Origin of the sequence: Rhizobium sp. RAF36 (genome assembly GCF_052114105.1) — a bacterium.
Classification (GTDB): Bacteria; Pseudomonadota; Alphaproteobacteria; order Rhizobiales; family Rhizobiaceae; genus Rhizobium.
Map to the genome: position 1 here is coordinate 645,456 of NZ_JBFREC010000003.1, position 14,596 is coordinate 660,051.

Below are 14,596 nucleotides of genomic sequence, written 5' to 3' on the forward strand. Positions count from 1 at the left end.
CTTTTTGTTATGGCAACACTTTTCGCCTCGACTGCCCTTTTGGTTTCCGCCTGCAGCGACAATGAGCCCGATCCAAACGCAGAGATCGGGCCAGATCCAAAGCTTCCCGATCAATCCCAATATCTGATTCCGCCAATGCATATAGCCAAGGTCGTAGGATGGAAGGACGGCAAAGTGCCGACTGTCGCGAGCGGTCTTGAAGTAAAGGCGCTTGCCTCCGGATTACAGCATCCGCGCTCAGTGTATACGTTGCCCAACGGTGATATATTGGCGGTGGAGTCAGTGGCGCCTCCCGAGGTGTCAGCGAAGCGTCCAAAAGACTTGATCATGGGTATAGTTCAGTCGTTCGCGACTGGAGGAACCGGAAGCAGCGGCAAAAGCAACCGCATCACGCTGCTGAGAGACGCCGATGGCGATGGGACGGCCGAAATTCAAGACGTTTTCCTCGATCATTTGAACTCGCCCTTCGGCGTAGTTCTTGTCGGAAACGATCTATATGTCGCCAATACCGACGCGGTTGTGCGCTATGCCTATACGCCGGGCGAGACAAAAATTACCGAGCCTGGCACGGTACTAACAGATCTTCCTGGAGGGCCAATCGACCATCACTGGACAAAAAGCATGACGGCGAGCGCGGACGGTTCGCTGCTTTACGTGGGTGTCGGCTCAAACAGTAACATTACGGAAAACGGCATCCAGGCGGAGAAAGACCGGGCAGCGATCTGGGAAATCGATCGGCAGACGGGAATGCACCGCGTTTTCGCAAGCGGTTTGCGCAATCCAAATGGGCTGAGCATCGAACCGCAGACAAAGGCTCTCTGGACGGTGGTCAACGAGCGTGACGAGCTCGGACCAAACTTGGTGCCTGATTACATGACTTCCGTCAGAGAGGGCGGCTTTTATGGCTGGCCCTACAGTTACTACGGCCAGCACGTCGATCCGCGCGTCATGCCGCAACGGCCTGACCTCGTCGCCAAAGCGATTGTCCCCGATTATGCGCTCAGTTCCCACGTCGCCCCACTCGGCATGGCGTTTTCTAACGGCACGAGCTTGCCTGAAGAATATCGAAGCGGCGCCTTTGTCGGCGAGCATGGCAGCTGGAACCGCAATGCGTTCAACGGCTACAAGGTGATATTCGTGCCATTTTCAGAGGGAAGGCCCAGTGGCGCGCCGAAGGATGTGGTGTCCGGGTTCTTGAACGATCAGGAACAGGCGCAAGGCCGGCCGGTCGGCGTGACGCTCGATAAAACCGGCGCTTTACTCATTGCCGACGATGTCGGAAACAAGGTGTGGCGAGTGACGGCCAAGCCTTGAAGCGCGTCACTGGTTTGCGAGGGCAAGAGTTGCCCACATTGGCGTTTCGCTGCGACCAAAGGAGAACCACATAACAATGAGGGCCGCTGGCAACGCTAACCCTGGTCGATGGACATCTCAATGAAGGCGAGAAAATCTGGCCGGGCCTGGCTCCGTGACAAGGACGCGGAAAAGTCGAAAGCAAGCTTCCCAGAGCTGTTTTTCGATCTCGTCTTTGTATTCGGGCTGATCCAGTTGTCCCACACTCTTGCGGAGGATTTCACCTCAGCGACCGCAGGAGAAGCCCTACTGCTCATCCTGGCGATCTGGTGGCTTTGGATCAATACGACCTGGGTCACAAACCTTCTAAATACCGACAGCGAGCCTGTCCGCTTACTTTTGTTCGCGCTCATGTTTGCGGGTATTCTCTTGGCTATCGCCCTTCCTGAAGCTTTCGGTGACCATCCTCTGCCATTTGCCGTCATTTACGTTGGCATGCAGATCGGAAGGTCACTTTTTGCATGGTTCGCATTTCGCCGTCATGATCCCAAGTCGGCTTCCACCTTCCTTCGCATCACCGTTTGGGCATGCGCTGCCGGAACGCTCTGGATCGGAGGCGGGCTGGCTTCATTCGAATGGCGGCTGTCCATCTGGAGCATTGCTCTGGGGCTGGAATATAGTGCGCCATTGTTGCGGTTTCGCTTTCCAGGCCTGGGAGGATCCGAAAAGGAAACGCTGCACCTGAACGGTGAGCACCTTGCTGAGCGCTGCGCTTTGTTCGTCATTATCTGCCTCGGCGAGACCATTTTGACAACCGGGCGTAACGCTGCCGAACACATGGGCACAGATTTAACTTTTTTGGTATTTTGTGGGGCCTTTCTAACCACAGTCGCCATGTGGTGGATTTATTTTCACCAGGGCCAAGAAGAGGCCGCGGAAAAGGCCGAGGTGACATCCAAGCCGGAAGCTGTGGCGCACAATCTTTTCACCTACGGTCATCTGCCGATCGTCGCCGGCATCATATTGACAGCGGTTGGCGAAGACTTTGCGCTCTCGCACCCTCACGAGCAAGCTGACCTGAGGGCCACTGCAGCAATCGCCGGGGGGCCATTCCTGTTCCTATGTGGAAACATTTGGCTAAAACTGGCCGCGGCGGAGCGGATACCGTTTTCGCATGCCGCAGGCCTCGTTGGACTTCTGGCAATCGCAATCGCTACGCCGCTGCTGCCGCTCTACGGTATGAACATCGCCGCCACGGCGGCACTGCTCGCCACAGGCGCTTGGGAGTATGCTGCGCTTCGCCGGCCATCTGCGCAATCGGCATAAAAACCGCCTCGCGCTGCGCAACACCCGTGCGATGAGCAAAGAGATCCGTGGCGTTAGAGCGGAAGCCGCGATCGCTTGTCCGCGAGCTTGGTGACTTCCGGTGGGCAGGCTCCCGAGCGTCGGTAGGGCAATGGCTGCCACAATGGCGCGATGAAATTGCGGCACCTTGCAATGGGGCAGGATCTTGTTCAACCTTGCATTTTAAATCCCGCAAAAGTGGTTCTGCGCTCAGAACTAACTGTATGTCCCGCAAGCTAAGGTCATCTTCTGCAGGCCTTTAAGTCGCCCTTCAGGGCACGAAATAGCGCACTATAGTGCGGCTTGTGACAGTTGTTTGATTGCGTTTTTGGCTTTCCAGGTTTGAATTGACACTTTGACCATCAGACGTGGGCAGCAAAATCAACAAATGATGCAACAGCAGCCTAGAGCGACCTTACGCGCTCTCGCAAGACATATCGGGGACCACAGCAAGTCGGGCACTCAAGGACAGCCAGAGCTGAACGCGGAGATCATCGATCAAAACGCGCTGCTGAAAAGACTTGGTTATCGGCCCAGCACGTGCGATGTCCAACCTTCGCACGGGTCGATCGCAGTCAATGGCGTGGACGCCAACTTGCGCCCGCACTTCGTTTGAAGTTCTCCGCGATGGCGATCTCTTTGCTACGAAAGGAGCTTCCACGTCAGGCGAGGACGTTCAGGCGAAAAAATCCGCATCCTCTTCCATAAGATATTTCTTAGCACGCTCAGCATCTATATCGACGCCCAGGCCCGGAGCCTCTAACACGTCCACCATGCTGTCCTTTACGATCTTCGGCGGCAGGCCAATGACCAGATCCTCCCACCAGGCGTCGGAGGCGCTTGGATATTCGAATGCGACATAATTTGCCGGCAAGGTGGCGCAGACATTGATCAGCGCTCCTAGGCCCAAAAGGCCGTTGGCAGTGCCATGCGGCGCCATCAGGATCGAGTGCATGTACGCATGCTCGGCAACCCATTTGAGTTCGGCAATGCCGCCAATGTCAGCTGGATCCGGCCCGATGACGCGCACTGCCTGCGTCTCGATCAATTCCTTGAAATTGTGCCGCAGGTAAATTTGCTCACCGGTATGGATCGGTGTCGAGGTGGAGGTGGTCAGTTCGCGATAGGCCTGGGGATTGACCCAGGGAACATAGTCCCCGGTCAACATATCCTCGAGCCACATCAAATTGTACTTCTCCACCGCTCGCGCGAACTTAATCGCATCCGGCAGCATCCAGCCCGGCCCGCAGTCGAGCGCTAGACTGACCTTATCGCCCAGCACCTCCTTCATCGCGATCACGCAGTCGAGCATGTGGTTGAAGCCGCGCTCGCTGATTACGCCCTGATCCATTGCGCCGTGATAGCCAGCCTTCTTCTGCGTTACGCCGTAGTGGAAGCCCTCGATGCTGTCTTTCATATTCGAATGGAACGAGATCCCTTGCTTCACCATAAAGAAGTTCTGCGGCTGCTCCATCATCCATTTGACGTCGGCAGCGTAATCCTCCGGCCGATCGCCGGTGCGCTTCTGGCGGATAGAGCCATTGTAGACGCGCACCTTGTCGCGTACCTTGCCACCGAGCAGCTTGTAAACGGGGACGCTCGCCGCCTTGCCGGCAATATCCCACAACGCATGCTCTATTGCGCTGACCGCAGCCCCATATGGCTTGAAAGACCCGCGTTGGCGGATTTTCAGCATCACTCTTTCGACGTCGGTCGGGTCTTCGCCAATCAGCGCATCGCGGAAATGCAGCACAAACGGTTTTAGGTAGGACTTCGTGAATTCGACTTCGCCAAGCCCATAGAGGCCCTCATCCGTCACGACACGGACGATAGGATGTTTGCCGATAACGGCGCAGCGCAGATCGGTGATCTTCATCTTCGTTCCTCCTCGCTTCAGCTCCAGGTACGATCCCAGGAATACTCGTTGTCCCAGCGGTCGGTAGGCTCCCAAATCCCGGCAACGCCCGGCTGCAGATGACGTGAGATGACTTCATCGACGACGTCGTCTATCCCCAGGCCCGGCTTGTCCGGTACGGTGATGAAGCCATCTTTGACGAGAGGCTTTGGGAGGCCGGTGACGATGTCGTCCCACCAGTCGACATCGGCCGAATGATATTCGAGCGCCATGAAATTCTCGGTCGCGGTCGCAACATGGGCAGCCGCCATCGCGGCGATGGGGCTCTCCGCCATGTGGATTGCCATCGCGACACCGTATTCCTGTGCCATGTCGCCGATTTTCTTGGTTTCCAGTATCCCCCCACTGGTCAGCAGATCCGGATGGATAACGGAGACGCCGCCGCCGTCGAGAAGCGGCTTGAACCCCTCCTTCAGGTAGATGTCCTCGCCGGTACAGATCGGGACGGTGGTCGAATCCTGCAGCTGACGATATTGCTGCGCATATTGCCAGGGGATCACGTCTTCGAGCCAGGCCGGGACATATTTCTCGATCCGCCTGGCGAGGCGAATGCCGTTCTGCATCGAAATATGGCCAATATGGTCGATTGCCAGCGGGATATTCATGCCGATGACTTCACGAACTTCGGCGATGTACTTCTCAAGCAGGTCAAGGCCCTTGTCTGTAAAGTGGAGGCCGGTGAACGGGTGCTGAACGTTGTGCAGATCGTAGGCGGCATTGCGCAGACGGCGCTCATCCATGGTTTTCAGCGGCCCACGCACCGGGCTTTTGCGGTATCCCTCGAGCGATCCTGCGGGAAACACGACAGCTCCTGGCACATCAGCAATCTGCATCAGCCCGAGATCCATCTTCAGGAACGTGAAACCGAGTTCCATGCGCTGCTTCAGGCGCTTTCCGGTCTCCGTGCCGCTCGGCACGGTGGCGTCGGTATCGCAATAGACGCGCACCTGCTCGCGAAATCGTCCGCCAAGCATCTGGTAGACCGGAACGCCATAGGCCTTGCCGGCAAGATCCCACAAAGCAATTTCAACCGCCGACACGCCACCGCCCTGGCGCCCGTGTCCACCAAACTGCTTGATACGCCGGAACAGGCGATCGATGTCGCAGGGGTTCTCCCCCAGCAAGCGGCTTTTCAGCATAAGAGCGTAGGTCGCGCTAGCCCCGTCTCTAACCTCGCCGAACCCGACAATTCCCTGGTTCGTATAGATCTTGAGAAGCGCAGAGGTGAACGGGGCACCGTTGATCTCGGCGACCCGCATATCCGTGATGCGAAGTTCGGACGGTTTTGAATTCAAGTTTATCCGATTGAGCGCTTCTTCCGCTCCATCTACCTCTCGCATGATTTGATTCCTCGCTAGTCGATAGGGCTTGTCGCCGCACGGCCGACACAGCCGAAAACGTCGGTCAGTCCAATTCAATCTCGTGGTCTTGAAGGTAGTCGCGGTTCATCTCGACGCCGAGGCCCGGCTTTTGGGCAAGCCTGAGATTGCCGTTCGAGACATCCAGCGGCCGGTCGATAAGGTGATCATATTTGCCGAGGTTCCATTCCGACGTCTCAAGCTTGTAGAAGTTCGGGACGGTCATCATCACCTGCGCGCCCGCAACCACGTTGATCGGGCCGGCGGCGTCATGCGGGGAGACCGGGATATAATAGGCCTCGCACAGCGCCGAGATCTTTTTGAGCTCGGTAATGCCGCCGGTCCAGGTGACATCCGGCATGATGTAGTCGGCGAGCTTGTTTTCGAGCACGGGAACGAAGTCCCACTTGGTATGACCACGTTCCCCCCATGAAATTGCAGCATTTACCTTTTCCCGGACCTGTTTGAGCGCGTTTAGACTCTCGGGTGGGCAAGGCTCTTCGAACCAGTCGATCTGGCCTGCTTCTTCAAGGCTGCGGCAAAGACGGATGGCGGTTGGGACATCGAACCGGCCGTGGGCGTCAATGAGAATGTCGACGTCCGGGCCTGCTGTCTCGCGGATCAGTTCCGTCAGCTCGGCGGCTTCGCGTTCGTCCCTGCGGGTCATGCTGCCGTCGAGATAACCGTCCCGCTGTTCACGCGCGATTCCATCGGCACCGCGGCCTTGATGAGGGAACGGATCGAACTTCAGTCCTGTGTGGCCGGAATCGACAATATCCCGAATTTCGCGGATGACAGCCTCTTTGCTGGTGAATTTCGCCTGGTTGGGATGGGTATAGAGGGCGATCTCGTCGCGCACAGGCCCGCCAAGTAACTCGTAGATCGGCTTGCCGAGGACCTTGCCGCGGATATCCCACAGAGCGATGTCGATGGCGCTTACGCATTCGACCGCAGCACCCCTGCTGCCCATGTATGTGAAGCTGCGGAATATTTTGTGCCACAGATATTCGATACGGGCGGGATCTTCGCCTCTGAGAGCCTGACCGATCTGGCGAAGGATTGTGCAGAGCGCGCGATTGGCGAGCTTCGTCGTGGTTGTTATTTCGCCCCAGCCACTCACCCCCTCGTCTGTCGTTACCTCCACGAAAAGGAATTCTCCCCAGTAAGACGCATCGGACTTGATGAGCCACGGCCGTACGCTTGTGATTTTCATCTGGGCTACCTTTTGAACTGAGCAGATGTTTGCCGGCTTGTCCTATCCCGCGCGGGCCGCGCTACGTGCCCTCATATGTTCCAGGAGATGTCGGCCCGAACCCTCGACGTGGCGCGCAATGAGTTCGGCTGCCGCATCAGCATTTCCGGCCTTCACGAGCGCAATAAGTTCACGGTGTTCGCTGAGGATGGCTGCGCGCCGGGCGAGCGTGAAGTTGAAACGCCGGCCGACCGCCCTCAGAACTTCACGATGCTTCCACCAAAGCTCGGCGGCGTGACGGTTATAGTGTTTCTGATACATCACCGTGTGGAAAGCGGTATCCAGCTCACTATGCTTGAATGGGTCGCTGAAGTTGTTCTGCTCGATCAAATCCTGAATGCGCTCGAGTTCTGCGATGTCTTCCACGGTCGCCATGGTGACGAACCATCGCGTCAGTGCCGGCTCGATCAACACGCCAATCTCGTAGACATCCCGAACGAAGTCCTGATCGATAGGCCGCACACGCGCACCGCGGTTTGGCACGAAGGTAACGAAACCTTCGCCACGCAACAGCTGCAAGGCCTCGCGAACCGGATTGGTCGATGTGCCGTGGCGTCGGGCGAGATCGGTCGCAACCAGCCGCTCGTTTGCTGCAAGCCGACCCTCGATGATGTCATCTCTGATCAGTTTGTAGAGGGTGGCTCCCTCGCTCGATGCGCCATCTGCGTCGATGCCTTCGGGTGGCATGGCTCTGAACTCAGTCGTCTCGGTCAAAATGTTCCCCATGAATACTGTATTTTCCCAATTATCATGCAAATCTCAGCCAAACAATGTACGATTTTGTCGATTGACATACATTCCTTGATCTGAAAACGTATAATCTGCGTCATGGGATACACTGGCTTGAGGAGGTCAGTCCCACGAGCGTGGACCGCCTGCCCTGAGCAGAGCGGCTTGGGAGAACCTGGAGGATACCTATGACGAGGATTTCACTCGGAGGTGCCGTCCTGCGCAGCACCGTCTCGACTGCTATGCTGGTGTCTATGCTGTCTACTTCCGCTTTTGGCGCGTCGGTGGACCTGAGCAAGTGGTCACCGGACTACGTTCGTTCTATTGCTGGCACACAGGACTTCGATACCGCGGCCGATTGCAGCAAGGTTACGCCCCTGGACTACAAAGGACGTCTGACGTTCTGGTACCAGGGTATCTTCGAAGGCGATCCAGACTCGCTGCGGCAATATTACAAGGATTTCTTTGCGACCTTCCGCAAGACCTACCCGAATATTCAGCTCGAGGAACAGGGGCTGACTTACAACGACCTGCTCGATAAATTCCGCACCGCACTGCTCGGCAATGCCGCTCCGATGGCGGTTCGCCTGCAGATCCTGGGAGGCGTCGAGTTTGCTGCCAAGGGCTATCTTCAGCCTCTGAAGCCAGAGGATGTTGGTTATTCAACGGATGATTTCTGGCCTGGCGCCATGAAGGCCGTCAGCTGGGACGGTGTGCCCTACGGCATTCCGACCAATAACGAAACGATGGCCTTCATCTGGAATGCCGACATATTCAAAAGAGCTGGCCTCGACCCCGACAAGGCTCCAGCAACCTGGGACGATGTTGTCAAGTATTCCAAGCAGATCCACGACAAGCTTGGAATCTCGGGCTACGGCCTCGTGGCTCGCAAGAACGCCGGCAATACGCCTTACCGCTTTATGCCGCAGCTTTGGGCCTATGGCGGAGGTGTCTTTGACGAGGCATCCAAGGATCCGACCTACAAAGAGGTTGAACTTGCCAGCCCTCAAAGCAAGGCCGCATTGCAGGCTTCCTATGACATGTATGTTCGTGACAAATCCGTACCTGTCTCAGCTCTTACAAACCAGCAGGCAGACAATCAGCCGCTTTTCCTGGCTGGCCAGCTTGGTATGATGGTTTCTCATCCGTCTGACTACGACGTCATGCTGGATCTGCAAAAGAAGGCGACCGCTACGGATAAGGAGAAGGCGCAGACGGTCATCGACAATATGCGTTACGGACTCATTCCGACCGGCCCCGACGGCAAGCGTGCCGTTGTCTTTGGCGGTTCAAACATTCATATCCTCAAACCCGAATACGTGGAAGGAGGCAAGGTGGACGAACCAGCCGCGAAGGCTATCGTCTGCATGTGGTCCAGCCCTGAATGGTCCTTGAAGTTGGCCTATGTCGGCTCGAACCCAGGCAACCTCAACGGCTTCAAGACCAAGTGGATGAAGGACCGTCTGGACAAGATCAAATTCCTTGACGTCACCACATCGATGCTGCCGTTTGGCATTCCGTTCCCCGCACTACCGCAGTCTCCCGAGATCATGAACATCATCGTACCGGACATGCTGCAGAACGCTTTGACTGGTGCGATGACGGTCGACCAGGCAGCCGACGATGCCGCCAAGAAAGTTAAAGAAATAATGGACGGTGGGCTCTAGCCCAGATCCGACGATCTAACCGGCTGCTGAGATTCCCGCAGCCGGCTTTGTCTCAAAGGATGAGGGCCTAGCGTAGTGGCGATCTTGACTGGAAAGGCAGACGTTTCCCGGCCGCTTGAACAATACAGGCCCGGTTTGTTGCGAAAGATCTGGGACCATCGTGCTGACTACGCATACGTTCTGCCGTCGATCGCAGTGATGCTCATCGTGATAGCATACCCGATCTACTATACGATCGAGCTGTCTTTCTTTAACACGCCGCCCGGCCTACAGCTCAAAGACAAGATTTTCGTCGGCCTCGACAACTACACTGCCATCCTTAAAAGTTCGGTGTTTTGGACTGTGACCAAAAACACCCTCATCTGGACCCTCGGGTCAACTTTCATCTCCTTCGTTCTTGGGTTCGCCTGTGCTTTGGCGCTCCATCGTGACTTCGCCGGCCGTGCAATCCTGCGAGCCATCCTGATCATCCCCTGGGTTATCAGTGCAGTCGCCGCATCCTACATCTGGAAGTGGATCTACCATTCGGACTTTGGTGTGATCGGCGCGGTATTGGTCGGCGTAGGCCTTGCCGACCGGCCACCGAATTTCATCGACAGTGTCGATACGGTGCTGCCCTCGCTTATCGTCGTCAACATCTGGAGAGAGTTCCCGTTTGCCATGATCATGATGATGGCTGGCCTACAAACAGTGCCCGATCAACTGCTGCGTGCGGCGAAAGTTGACGGCGCCAATGCCTGGCAGCGGTTCTGGCACGTCACCTTCCCGCATGTCAGAAATGTCTCCACGGTAACGATCCTGCTCTTGGCGGTGGCCAACTTCAATTCCTTCATCATCCCATGGATCATGACGGGCGGGGGACCATCGAACGCATCGCACATCTGGATCACGCATATCTATGAACTCGCGTTCGGACGCCAGCGGTGGGGTGTGGCATCGGCCTACTCGGTCCTGCTGTTCTTGATACTGATGTCTTTCGGCTACTTCTATGTTCGCGCGCTAAGCGCCAATGGGCAAAAGGAAGGAAGCGAATGAGCACAATTCCCGGGACCGCGCAGACCAGGCAGGCACGCGGCCGCACAACCATCGACGGATGGCGGTGGGGCGGCCGGGTGTTCCTGCTCTTCATGCTGCTCTACACAGCTTTGCCGATGGTCTGGATGCTGCTGACATCAATCAAATCTGGTTTTGCCGCAATGCAGTTCCCGCCCCAATGGTGGCCGGACCAACCCACTCTTGCCAGCTACCAAAAGCTGCTTGATCCCCAAAACAGCGTCGGCCAAGACTTCCTGCGTTTCTTTTGGAATAGCCTCTTCGTGTCCACGGCGACTACAATAATGTCGGTTGTCGTGGCGGTACCGGCTGCTTACGCGTTTTCCCGCTTCACCTTCCCGGGACGGAACTTCCTGTTTTTCGCTGTCTTGCTTCGCAATATGTTCCCGGCAGTCATCTTCCTCGTGCCGCTGTTTATTCTCATGCGCGCATTAGGGCTGGTGAACACCCATGGGTCCCTCGTCCTGACCTACCTTACATTTGGCTTGCCGCTCGCAATCTGGCTCCTCAAAGGCTTCTACGACAATATTCCGATCCAACTGGAGCAGGCCGCACGCATTGACGGGGCGACCCGTTTCCAGGCCTTCGTGCTGATTGTCGTGCCACTCTCAACGCCTGGGATCATCGCTACAGCGATCTATTCGTTTATCGGCGCATGGAACGAATACATTTATGCCTACACGTTCCTGTCGAAGAATGAACAGTTGACCCTACCCGTTGGCATCCAGCGTTTCTTCTCGGAGAACACCACCGACTTTCCCGGTCTCATGGCGGCCAGCTTCATCATGAGCGTACCGGTCGTCGTCCTTTTTCTGCTTCTGCAACGATACTTCGTACGCGCCCTCACCGAAGGCGCAGTCAAGCATTAGGGAGTTGCTCGTGGCCCATGTGGTCCTCAAAGATCTGATCAAGAATTATGGCAGCTTCAATGCTGTGAAGAGCGTCACGCTGACTGTTAACGACGGCGAGTTCGTGGCACTCGTCGGCCCGTCAGGCTGCGGCAAGACGACAACGCTCAACTTGGTGGCGGGGCTGACGTCTGTGACGTCTGGCGATATTGTCATCGGCGACCGGGTGGTCAATGATCTCGACCCCAAGGACAGGGACATCGCGATGGTGTTCCAGAACTACGCTCTCTATCCTCAGAAGTCGGTCTATAAAAACCTGGCCTTCCCGCTGCAGATGCGCAAACTGCCAAAGGACGAGATCGACAGGAAAGTCAGGGAAGCTGCACGCGTCCTGGACATGACGCAGTTGCTGGAGCGCAAGCCGCGGGAGCTTTCGGGCGGCCAACAGCAGCGCGTGGCGCTCGGCCGCGCCCTCGTACGCGATCCGGCCGTGTTCCTGATGGACGAGCCGCTCTCCAATCTCGACGCCAAGCTCCGCGTGCAGATGCGTTCGGAGATCAAGCGTTTTCACCAAGATCTGAAAGCCACAATCATCTACGTGACGCACGATCAGCTTGAAGCGGTCACGATGGCCGACCGGATGGCGGTGATGAACGGTGGCTATCTGCAGCAATACGATACGCCGGCACAAGTCTTTGCCAATCCCGTGAACATGTTCGTGGCAAGCTTCGTCGGCAGTCCGGCGATGAGCCTCGTTCCGCTGGAAGCATCCACCGCAGGAGGCAATACGGTCTTGACCAGCGCGGAAGGTTGGCGACTGGAACTTTCGCCGGAGAATGCCAGGAAGGTCGCCAAAGCGGCATCCAAGAAGGTCGTGCTCGGTGCGCGTCATTCGACCATCAAACTGCATAAGACTGCGATCCCAGGAACTGTCCCCGCCAAAGCCTACACGGTTGAACCGACAGGAGACGTCACTTTCGTACAGGCCTTCCTGTCCGGCGCTATCGTCAATATCAGCGTGCCGCCAGCCGTTGTCGTCGCTCCAGATGAACCGATCTGGCTGGAGTTCGATCAGGAGCGGATCCACTTGTTCGACGGCGAAACAGAAATGGCTCTCAAGGCAGATTGAGATGACGCGCATGCGCAACACGAGGCGTCGATGACGACGAAACTTAAAATCACGGCGATCAAGCCATATCCGATCTGGGTCGGCATCCGCAATCAGATGCTGGTCAAAGTCGAAACAGATTGCGGGATCTTCGGGTGGGGCGAGAGCGGCTTAAGCGGACGAGAGCAAGCAGTTGCGGGCGCAATCGAACATTATCGCGAATTCCTGATCGGCCGCGATCCGATGCAGATAGGGCGGATATGGCAAGAGCTTTATCGCAGCCAGTATTTCGAAGGCGGGCGCGTTTTGCAGGCAGCGATTTCCGCGATCGATATTGCCCTCCATGACATCAAGGGTAAGGCGCTGGGCGTACCGGTCTACGACCTTCTGGGTGGCAAACAGCGCGAGCGCATACCGACCTTTGCCTCTACCGGCGATGAGGCGGAGGGCGATGCTGCGATTGACCGTGCGAGCGAGCTGCGCGAACAGGGTTGGCAGGCGATCCGCTTCTTTCCGGCCGGACAAAGCAACCGCGAGGTCTTCGAACCACGAGAGTCGATTGGCGCGACTGCGGCGGTGCTGAACAAGGCCCGCGAGGTTCTGGGCGACAACGTCGTCCTCGGCATCGACTATCATCACCGGCTATCGGTTGCGGAAGCTGCAAGCTTCTGCAGCAAGCTCGGGAGTGGCGTACTGGATTTTCTTGAGGAGCCAATCAGGGATGAGACCCCAAGCGCATATGAATCCTTACGCAAGATGACCAACATTCCATTTGCCATAGGGGAAGAGTTCGCCAGCAAATGGCAGTTTCTACCCTTCATCGAGCAAGATCTTCACCAGTTCAACCGGATCGACGTCTGCAATGTCGGCGGCCTTACCGAAGCTATGAAGGTCGCCGGTTGGAGTGAGGCGCATTATGTCGATCTGATGCCGCACAATCCGCTTGGTCCTGTATGCACGGCCGCGACGATCCATTTTGCGGCTGCTGTAGCCAACTTTGCTTGGTTGGAGACCAGAGCTCCTGAGACGAAACTTGGCTTTGATAACTCTGACTTCTTTCCCGTGCAGCCGAGGCTCGACGGGACCGACTACCCGGTCAACGCCCTGCCTGGGCTCGGCGTTGAGGTAAACGAGGATGCAATTGCGGCACAAAGCTTCCGCTTCTGGGAAGCCCCTCACCTCAGGCGCCGTGATGGTTCCGTCACCAACTGGTAATCCACTCAACATTGGAGCTTGTCATGACGCAGACGCCCGACATTACGCGACCGCCCAAGGAATTGATCGATGCATTAAAGGAGATTGGCGCGGCGACGATTGCCGGCACACTCGGGCATATGGGGTTTCGCTATCCGCACATGGTCGGTCCCACTTCACAGAGGCGAGGCAAGTCGATCGTCGGACCGGCACTGACGCTCCAGTTCATGCCCCAGCGGCCGGATCTCTTTAGCGAAGGAGAGTATGCTGATCCTGAAACGCAGCTGCATCGCCACGTCCTCTACCACGTCCAGGAAGGCGATGTCGTCGTCGTCGATGCACGTGGCGACATGAGCTCCGGCGTCTTCGGCGACATGATGTCGACCTATTTCAAAGGCCGCGGCGGTGCTGGCATCGTCATCGACGGATGCATGAGAGACAGGCCCAATGTCGAAAAGCTAGATCTTTCCCTGTGGCTTCGCGGCTGGACGCCAAATTATCACGTCCAGACGAGCATCTACCCTAACGCTGTCAATGTTCCGATTGCCTGTGGCGGTGTCACGGTAATTCCAGGTGACATCATCGTGGCTGATGATGACGGCGTGGTGGTGCTTCCCGTCGCGATGGCCCGCAAGGTTATCGAAGAATCGCAAACGCATCACGACTGGGAAGAATTTTCGCGGATGAAACTCATGCAGGGCGGATCTCTGCAACGCTATTATCCACTGCACGACGATGCCCGCAGTGAATACGAGGAATGGAGCAGGACCAATCCGCCTGGAAGAAGGTAGGCAATGGGCGGGACGGGTATCCAATGATCTGTGTGATACCTGTG

The 14,596-nt window shown here is 56.8% G+C and carries 12 protein-coding genes; 8 read left to right on the top strand and 4 right to left on the bottom strand.

Annotation, left to right across the window (positions count from 1 at the left end; genetic code table 11):
- Window positions 1-9 precede the first annotated feature (9 nt).
- Together AB4Z25_RS14705 and AB4Z25_RS14710 are read left to right on the top strand one after the other, a co-directional pair.
- On the top strand, window positions 10-1,314 hold the full coding sequence (locus tag AB4Z25_RS14705; protein WP_442208358.1) for a PQQ-dependent sugar dehydrogenase: 1,305 nt from the start codon (window positions 10-12) through the stop codon (window positions 1,312-1,314).
- A 120-nt stretch (window positions 1,315-1,434) separates the two neighbouring features.
- A complete protein-coding gene (locus AB4Z25_RS14710) occupies window positions 1,435-2,619 on the top strand; it encodes a low temperature requirement protein A (RefSeq protein WP_310300502.1) in 1,185 nt (394 codons plus the stop codon).
- A 694-nt stretch (window positions 2,620-3,313) separates the two neighbouring features.
- Here AB4Z25_RS14710 and AB4Z25_RS14715 read toward each other — a convergent pair.
- From AB4Z25_RS14715 to AB4Z25_RS14730, 4 genes are all read right to left on the bottom strand, one after another.
- Window positions 3,314-4,513 (bottom strand): mandelate racemase/muconate lactonizing enzyme family protein, encoded by a 1,200-nt coding sequence (locus AB4Z25_RS14715; protein ID WP_112386826.1) that lies wholly within the window; start codon window positions 4,511-4,513, stop codon window positions 3,314-3,316.
- Between the two features lie 17 nt (window positions 4,514-4,530).
- Window positions 4,531-5,892 carry a mandelate racemase/muconate lactonizing enzyme family protein gene (locus tag AB4Z25_RS14720; protein WP_112446056.1) on the bottom strand — a complete coding sequence of 454 codons (1,362 nt, stop codon included), beginning with the start codon at window positions 5,890-5,892 and terminating at the stop codon, window positions 4,531-4,533.
- A gap of 64 nt (window positions 5,893-5,956) precedes the next feature.
- Complete coding sequence (locus tag AB4Z25_RS14725) at window positions 5,957-7,123, bottom strand: mandelate racemase/muconate lactonizing enzyme family protein (RefSeq protein ID WP_112386824.1); 1,167 nt, start codon at window positions 7,121-7,123, stop codon at window positions 5,957-5,959.
- Between the two features lie 42 nt (window positions 7,124-7,165).
- Complete coding sequence (locus tag AB4Z25_RS14730) at window positions 7,166-7,876, bottom strand: GntR family transcriptional regulator (RefSeq protein ID WP_112386891.1); 711 nt, start codon at window positions 7,874-7,876, stop codon at window positions 7,166-7,168.
- A 203-nt stretch (window positions 7,877-8,079) separates the two neighbouring features.
- Between AB4Z25_RS14730 and AB4Z25_RS14735 the strand changes: the two genes are divergently transcribed.
- The 6 genes from AB4Z25_RS14735 to AB4Z25_RS14760 all read left to right on the top strand — a co-directional run bounded on the left by AB4Z25_RS14735 (window position 8,080) and on the right by AB4Z25_RS14760 (window position 14,552).
- Entirely contained in the window at window positions 8,080-9,558 is a 1,479-nt protein-coding gene (locus tag AB4Z25_RS14735; RefSeq protein ID WP_112386823.1) for an ABC transporter substrate-binding protein, read from the top strand.
- A gap of 75 nt (window positions 9,559-9,633) precedes the next feature.
- The gene (locus AB4Z25_RS14740) at window positions 9,634-10,593 is read left to right on the top strand and encodes a carbohydrate ABC transporter permease (protein WP_112386822.1); all 960 of its coding nucleotides are present in this window, start codon (window positions 9,634-9,636) and stop codon (window positions 10,591-10,593) included.
- Complete coding sequence (locus tag AB4Z25_RS14745; RefSeq protein WP_112386821.1) at window positions 10,590-11,480, top strand: carbohydrate ABC transporter permease; 891 nt, start codon at window positions 10,590-10,592, stop codon at window positions 11,478-11,480. The genes AB4Z25_RS14740 and AB4Z25_RS14745 overlap by 4 nt, the downstream gene beginning before the upstream one ends.
- 10 nt (window positions 11,481-11,490) lie before the next feature.
- Window positions 11,491-12,588 (top strand): ABC transporter ATP-binding protein, encoded by a 1,098-nt coding sequence (locus AB4Z25_RS14750; RefSeq protein WP_112540859.1) that lies wholly within the window; start codon window positions 11,491-11,493, stop codon window positions 12,586-12,588.
- Window positions 12,589-12,618: 30 nt separating this feature from the next.
- Window positions 12,619-13,782, top strand: coding sequence for a mandelate racemase/muconate lactonizing enzyme family protein (locus AB4Z25_RS14755; protein ID WP_112386819.1), 1,164 nt, complete (start codon window positions 12,619-12,621; stop codon window positions 13,780-13,782).
- A 23-nt stretch (window positions 13,783-13,805) separates the two neighbouring features.
- A complete protein-coding gene (locus AB4Z25_RS14760; RefSeq protein ID WP_112386818.1) occupies window positions 13,806-14,552 on the top strand; it encodes a ribonuclease activity regulator RraA in 747 nt (248 codons plus the stop codon).
- Window positions 14,553-14,596 lie beyond the last annotated feature (44 nt).

What these genes read in the sequence shown, in the direction of transcription:
- AB4Z25_RS14705 (WP_442208358.1), top strand. Translation starts at nt 10, where the DNA reads ATGGCAACACTTTTCGCCTCGACTGCCCTTTTGGTTTCCGCCTGCAGC.
- AB4Z25_RS14710 (WP_310300502.1), top strand. Translation starts at nt 1,435, where the DNA reads ATGAAGGCGAGAAAATCTGGCCGGGCCTGGCTCCGTGACAAGGACGCG.
- AB4Z25_RS14715 (WP_112386826.1), bottom strand. Translation starts at nt 4,513, where the DNA reads ATGAAGATCACCGATCTGCGCTGCGCCGTTATCGGCAAACATCCTATC.
- AB4Z25_RS14720 (WP_112446056.1), bottom strand. Translation starts at nt 5,892, where the DNA reads ATGCGAGAGGTAGATGGAGCGGAAGAAGCGCTCAATCGGATAAACTTG.
- AB4Z25_RS14725 (WP_112386824.1), bottom strand. Translation starts at nt 7,123, where the DNA reads ATGAAAATCACAAGCGTACGGCCGTGGCTCATCAAGTCCGATGCGTCT.
- AB4Z25_RS14735 (WP_112386823.1), top strand. Translation starts at nt 8,080, where the DNA reads ATGACGAGGATTTCACTCGGAGGTGCCGTCCTGCGCAGCACCGTCTCG.
- AB4Z25_RS14745 (WP_112386821.1), top strand. Translation starts at nt 10,590, where the DNA reads ATGAGCACAATTCCCGGGACCGCGCAGACCAGGCAGGCACGCGGCCGC.
- AB4Z25_RS14755 (WP_112386819.1), top strand. Translation starts at nt 12,619, where the DNA reads ATGACGACGAAACTTAAAATCACGGCGATCAAGCCATATCCGATCTGG.
- AB4Z25_RS14760 (WP_112386818.1), top strand. Translation starts at nt 13,806, where the DNA reads ATGACGCAGACGCCCGACATTACGCGACCGCCCAAGGAATTGATCGAT.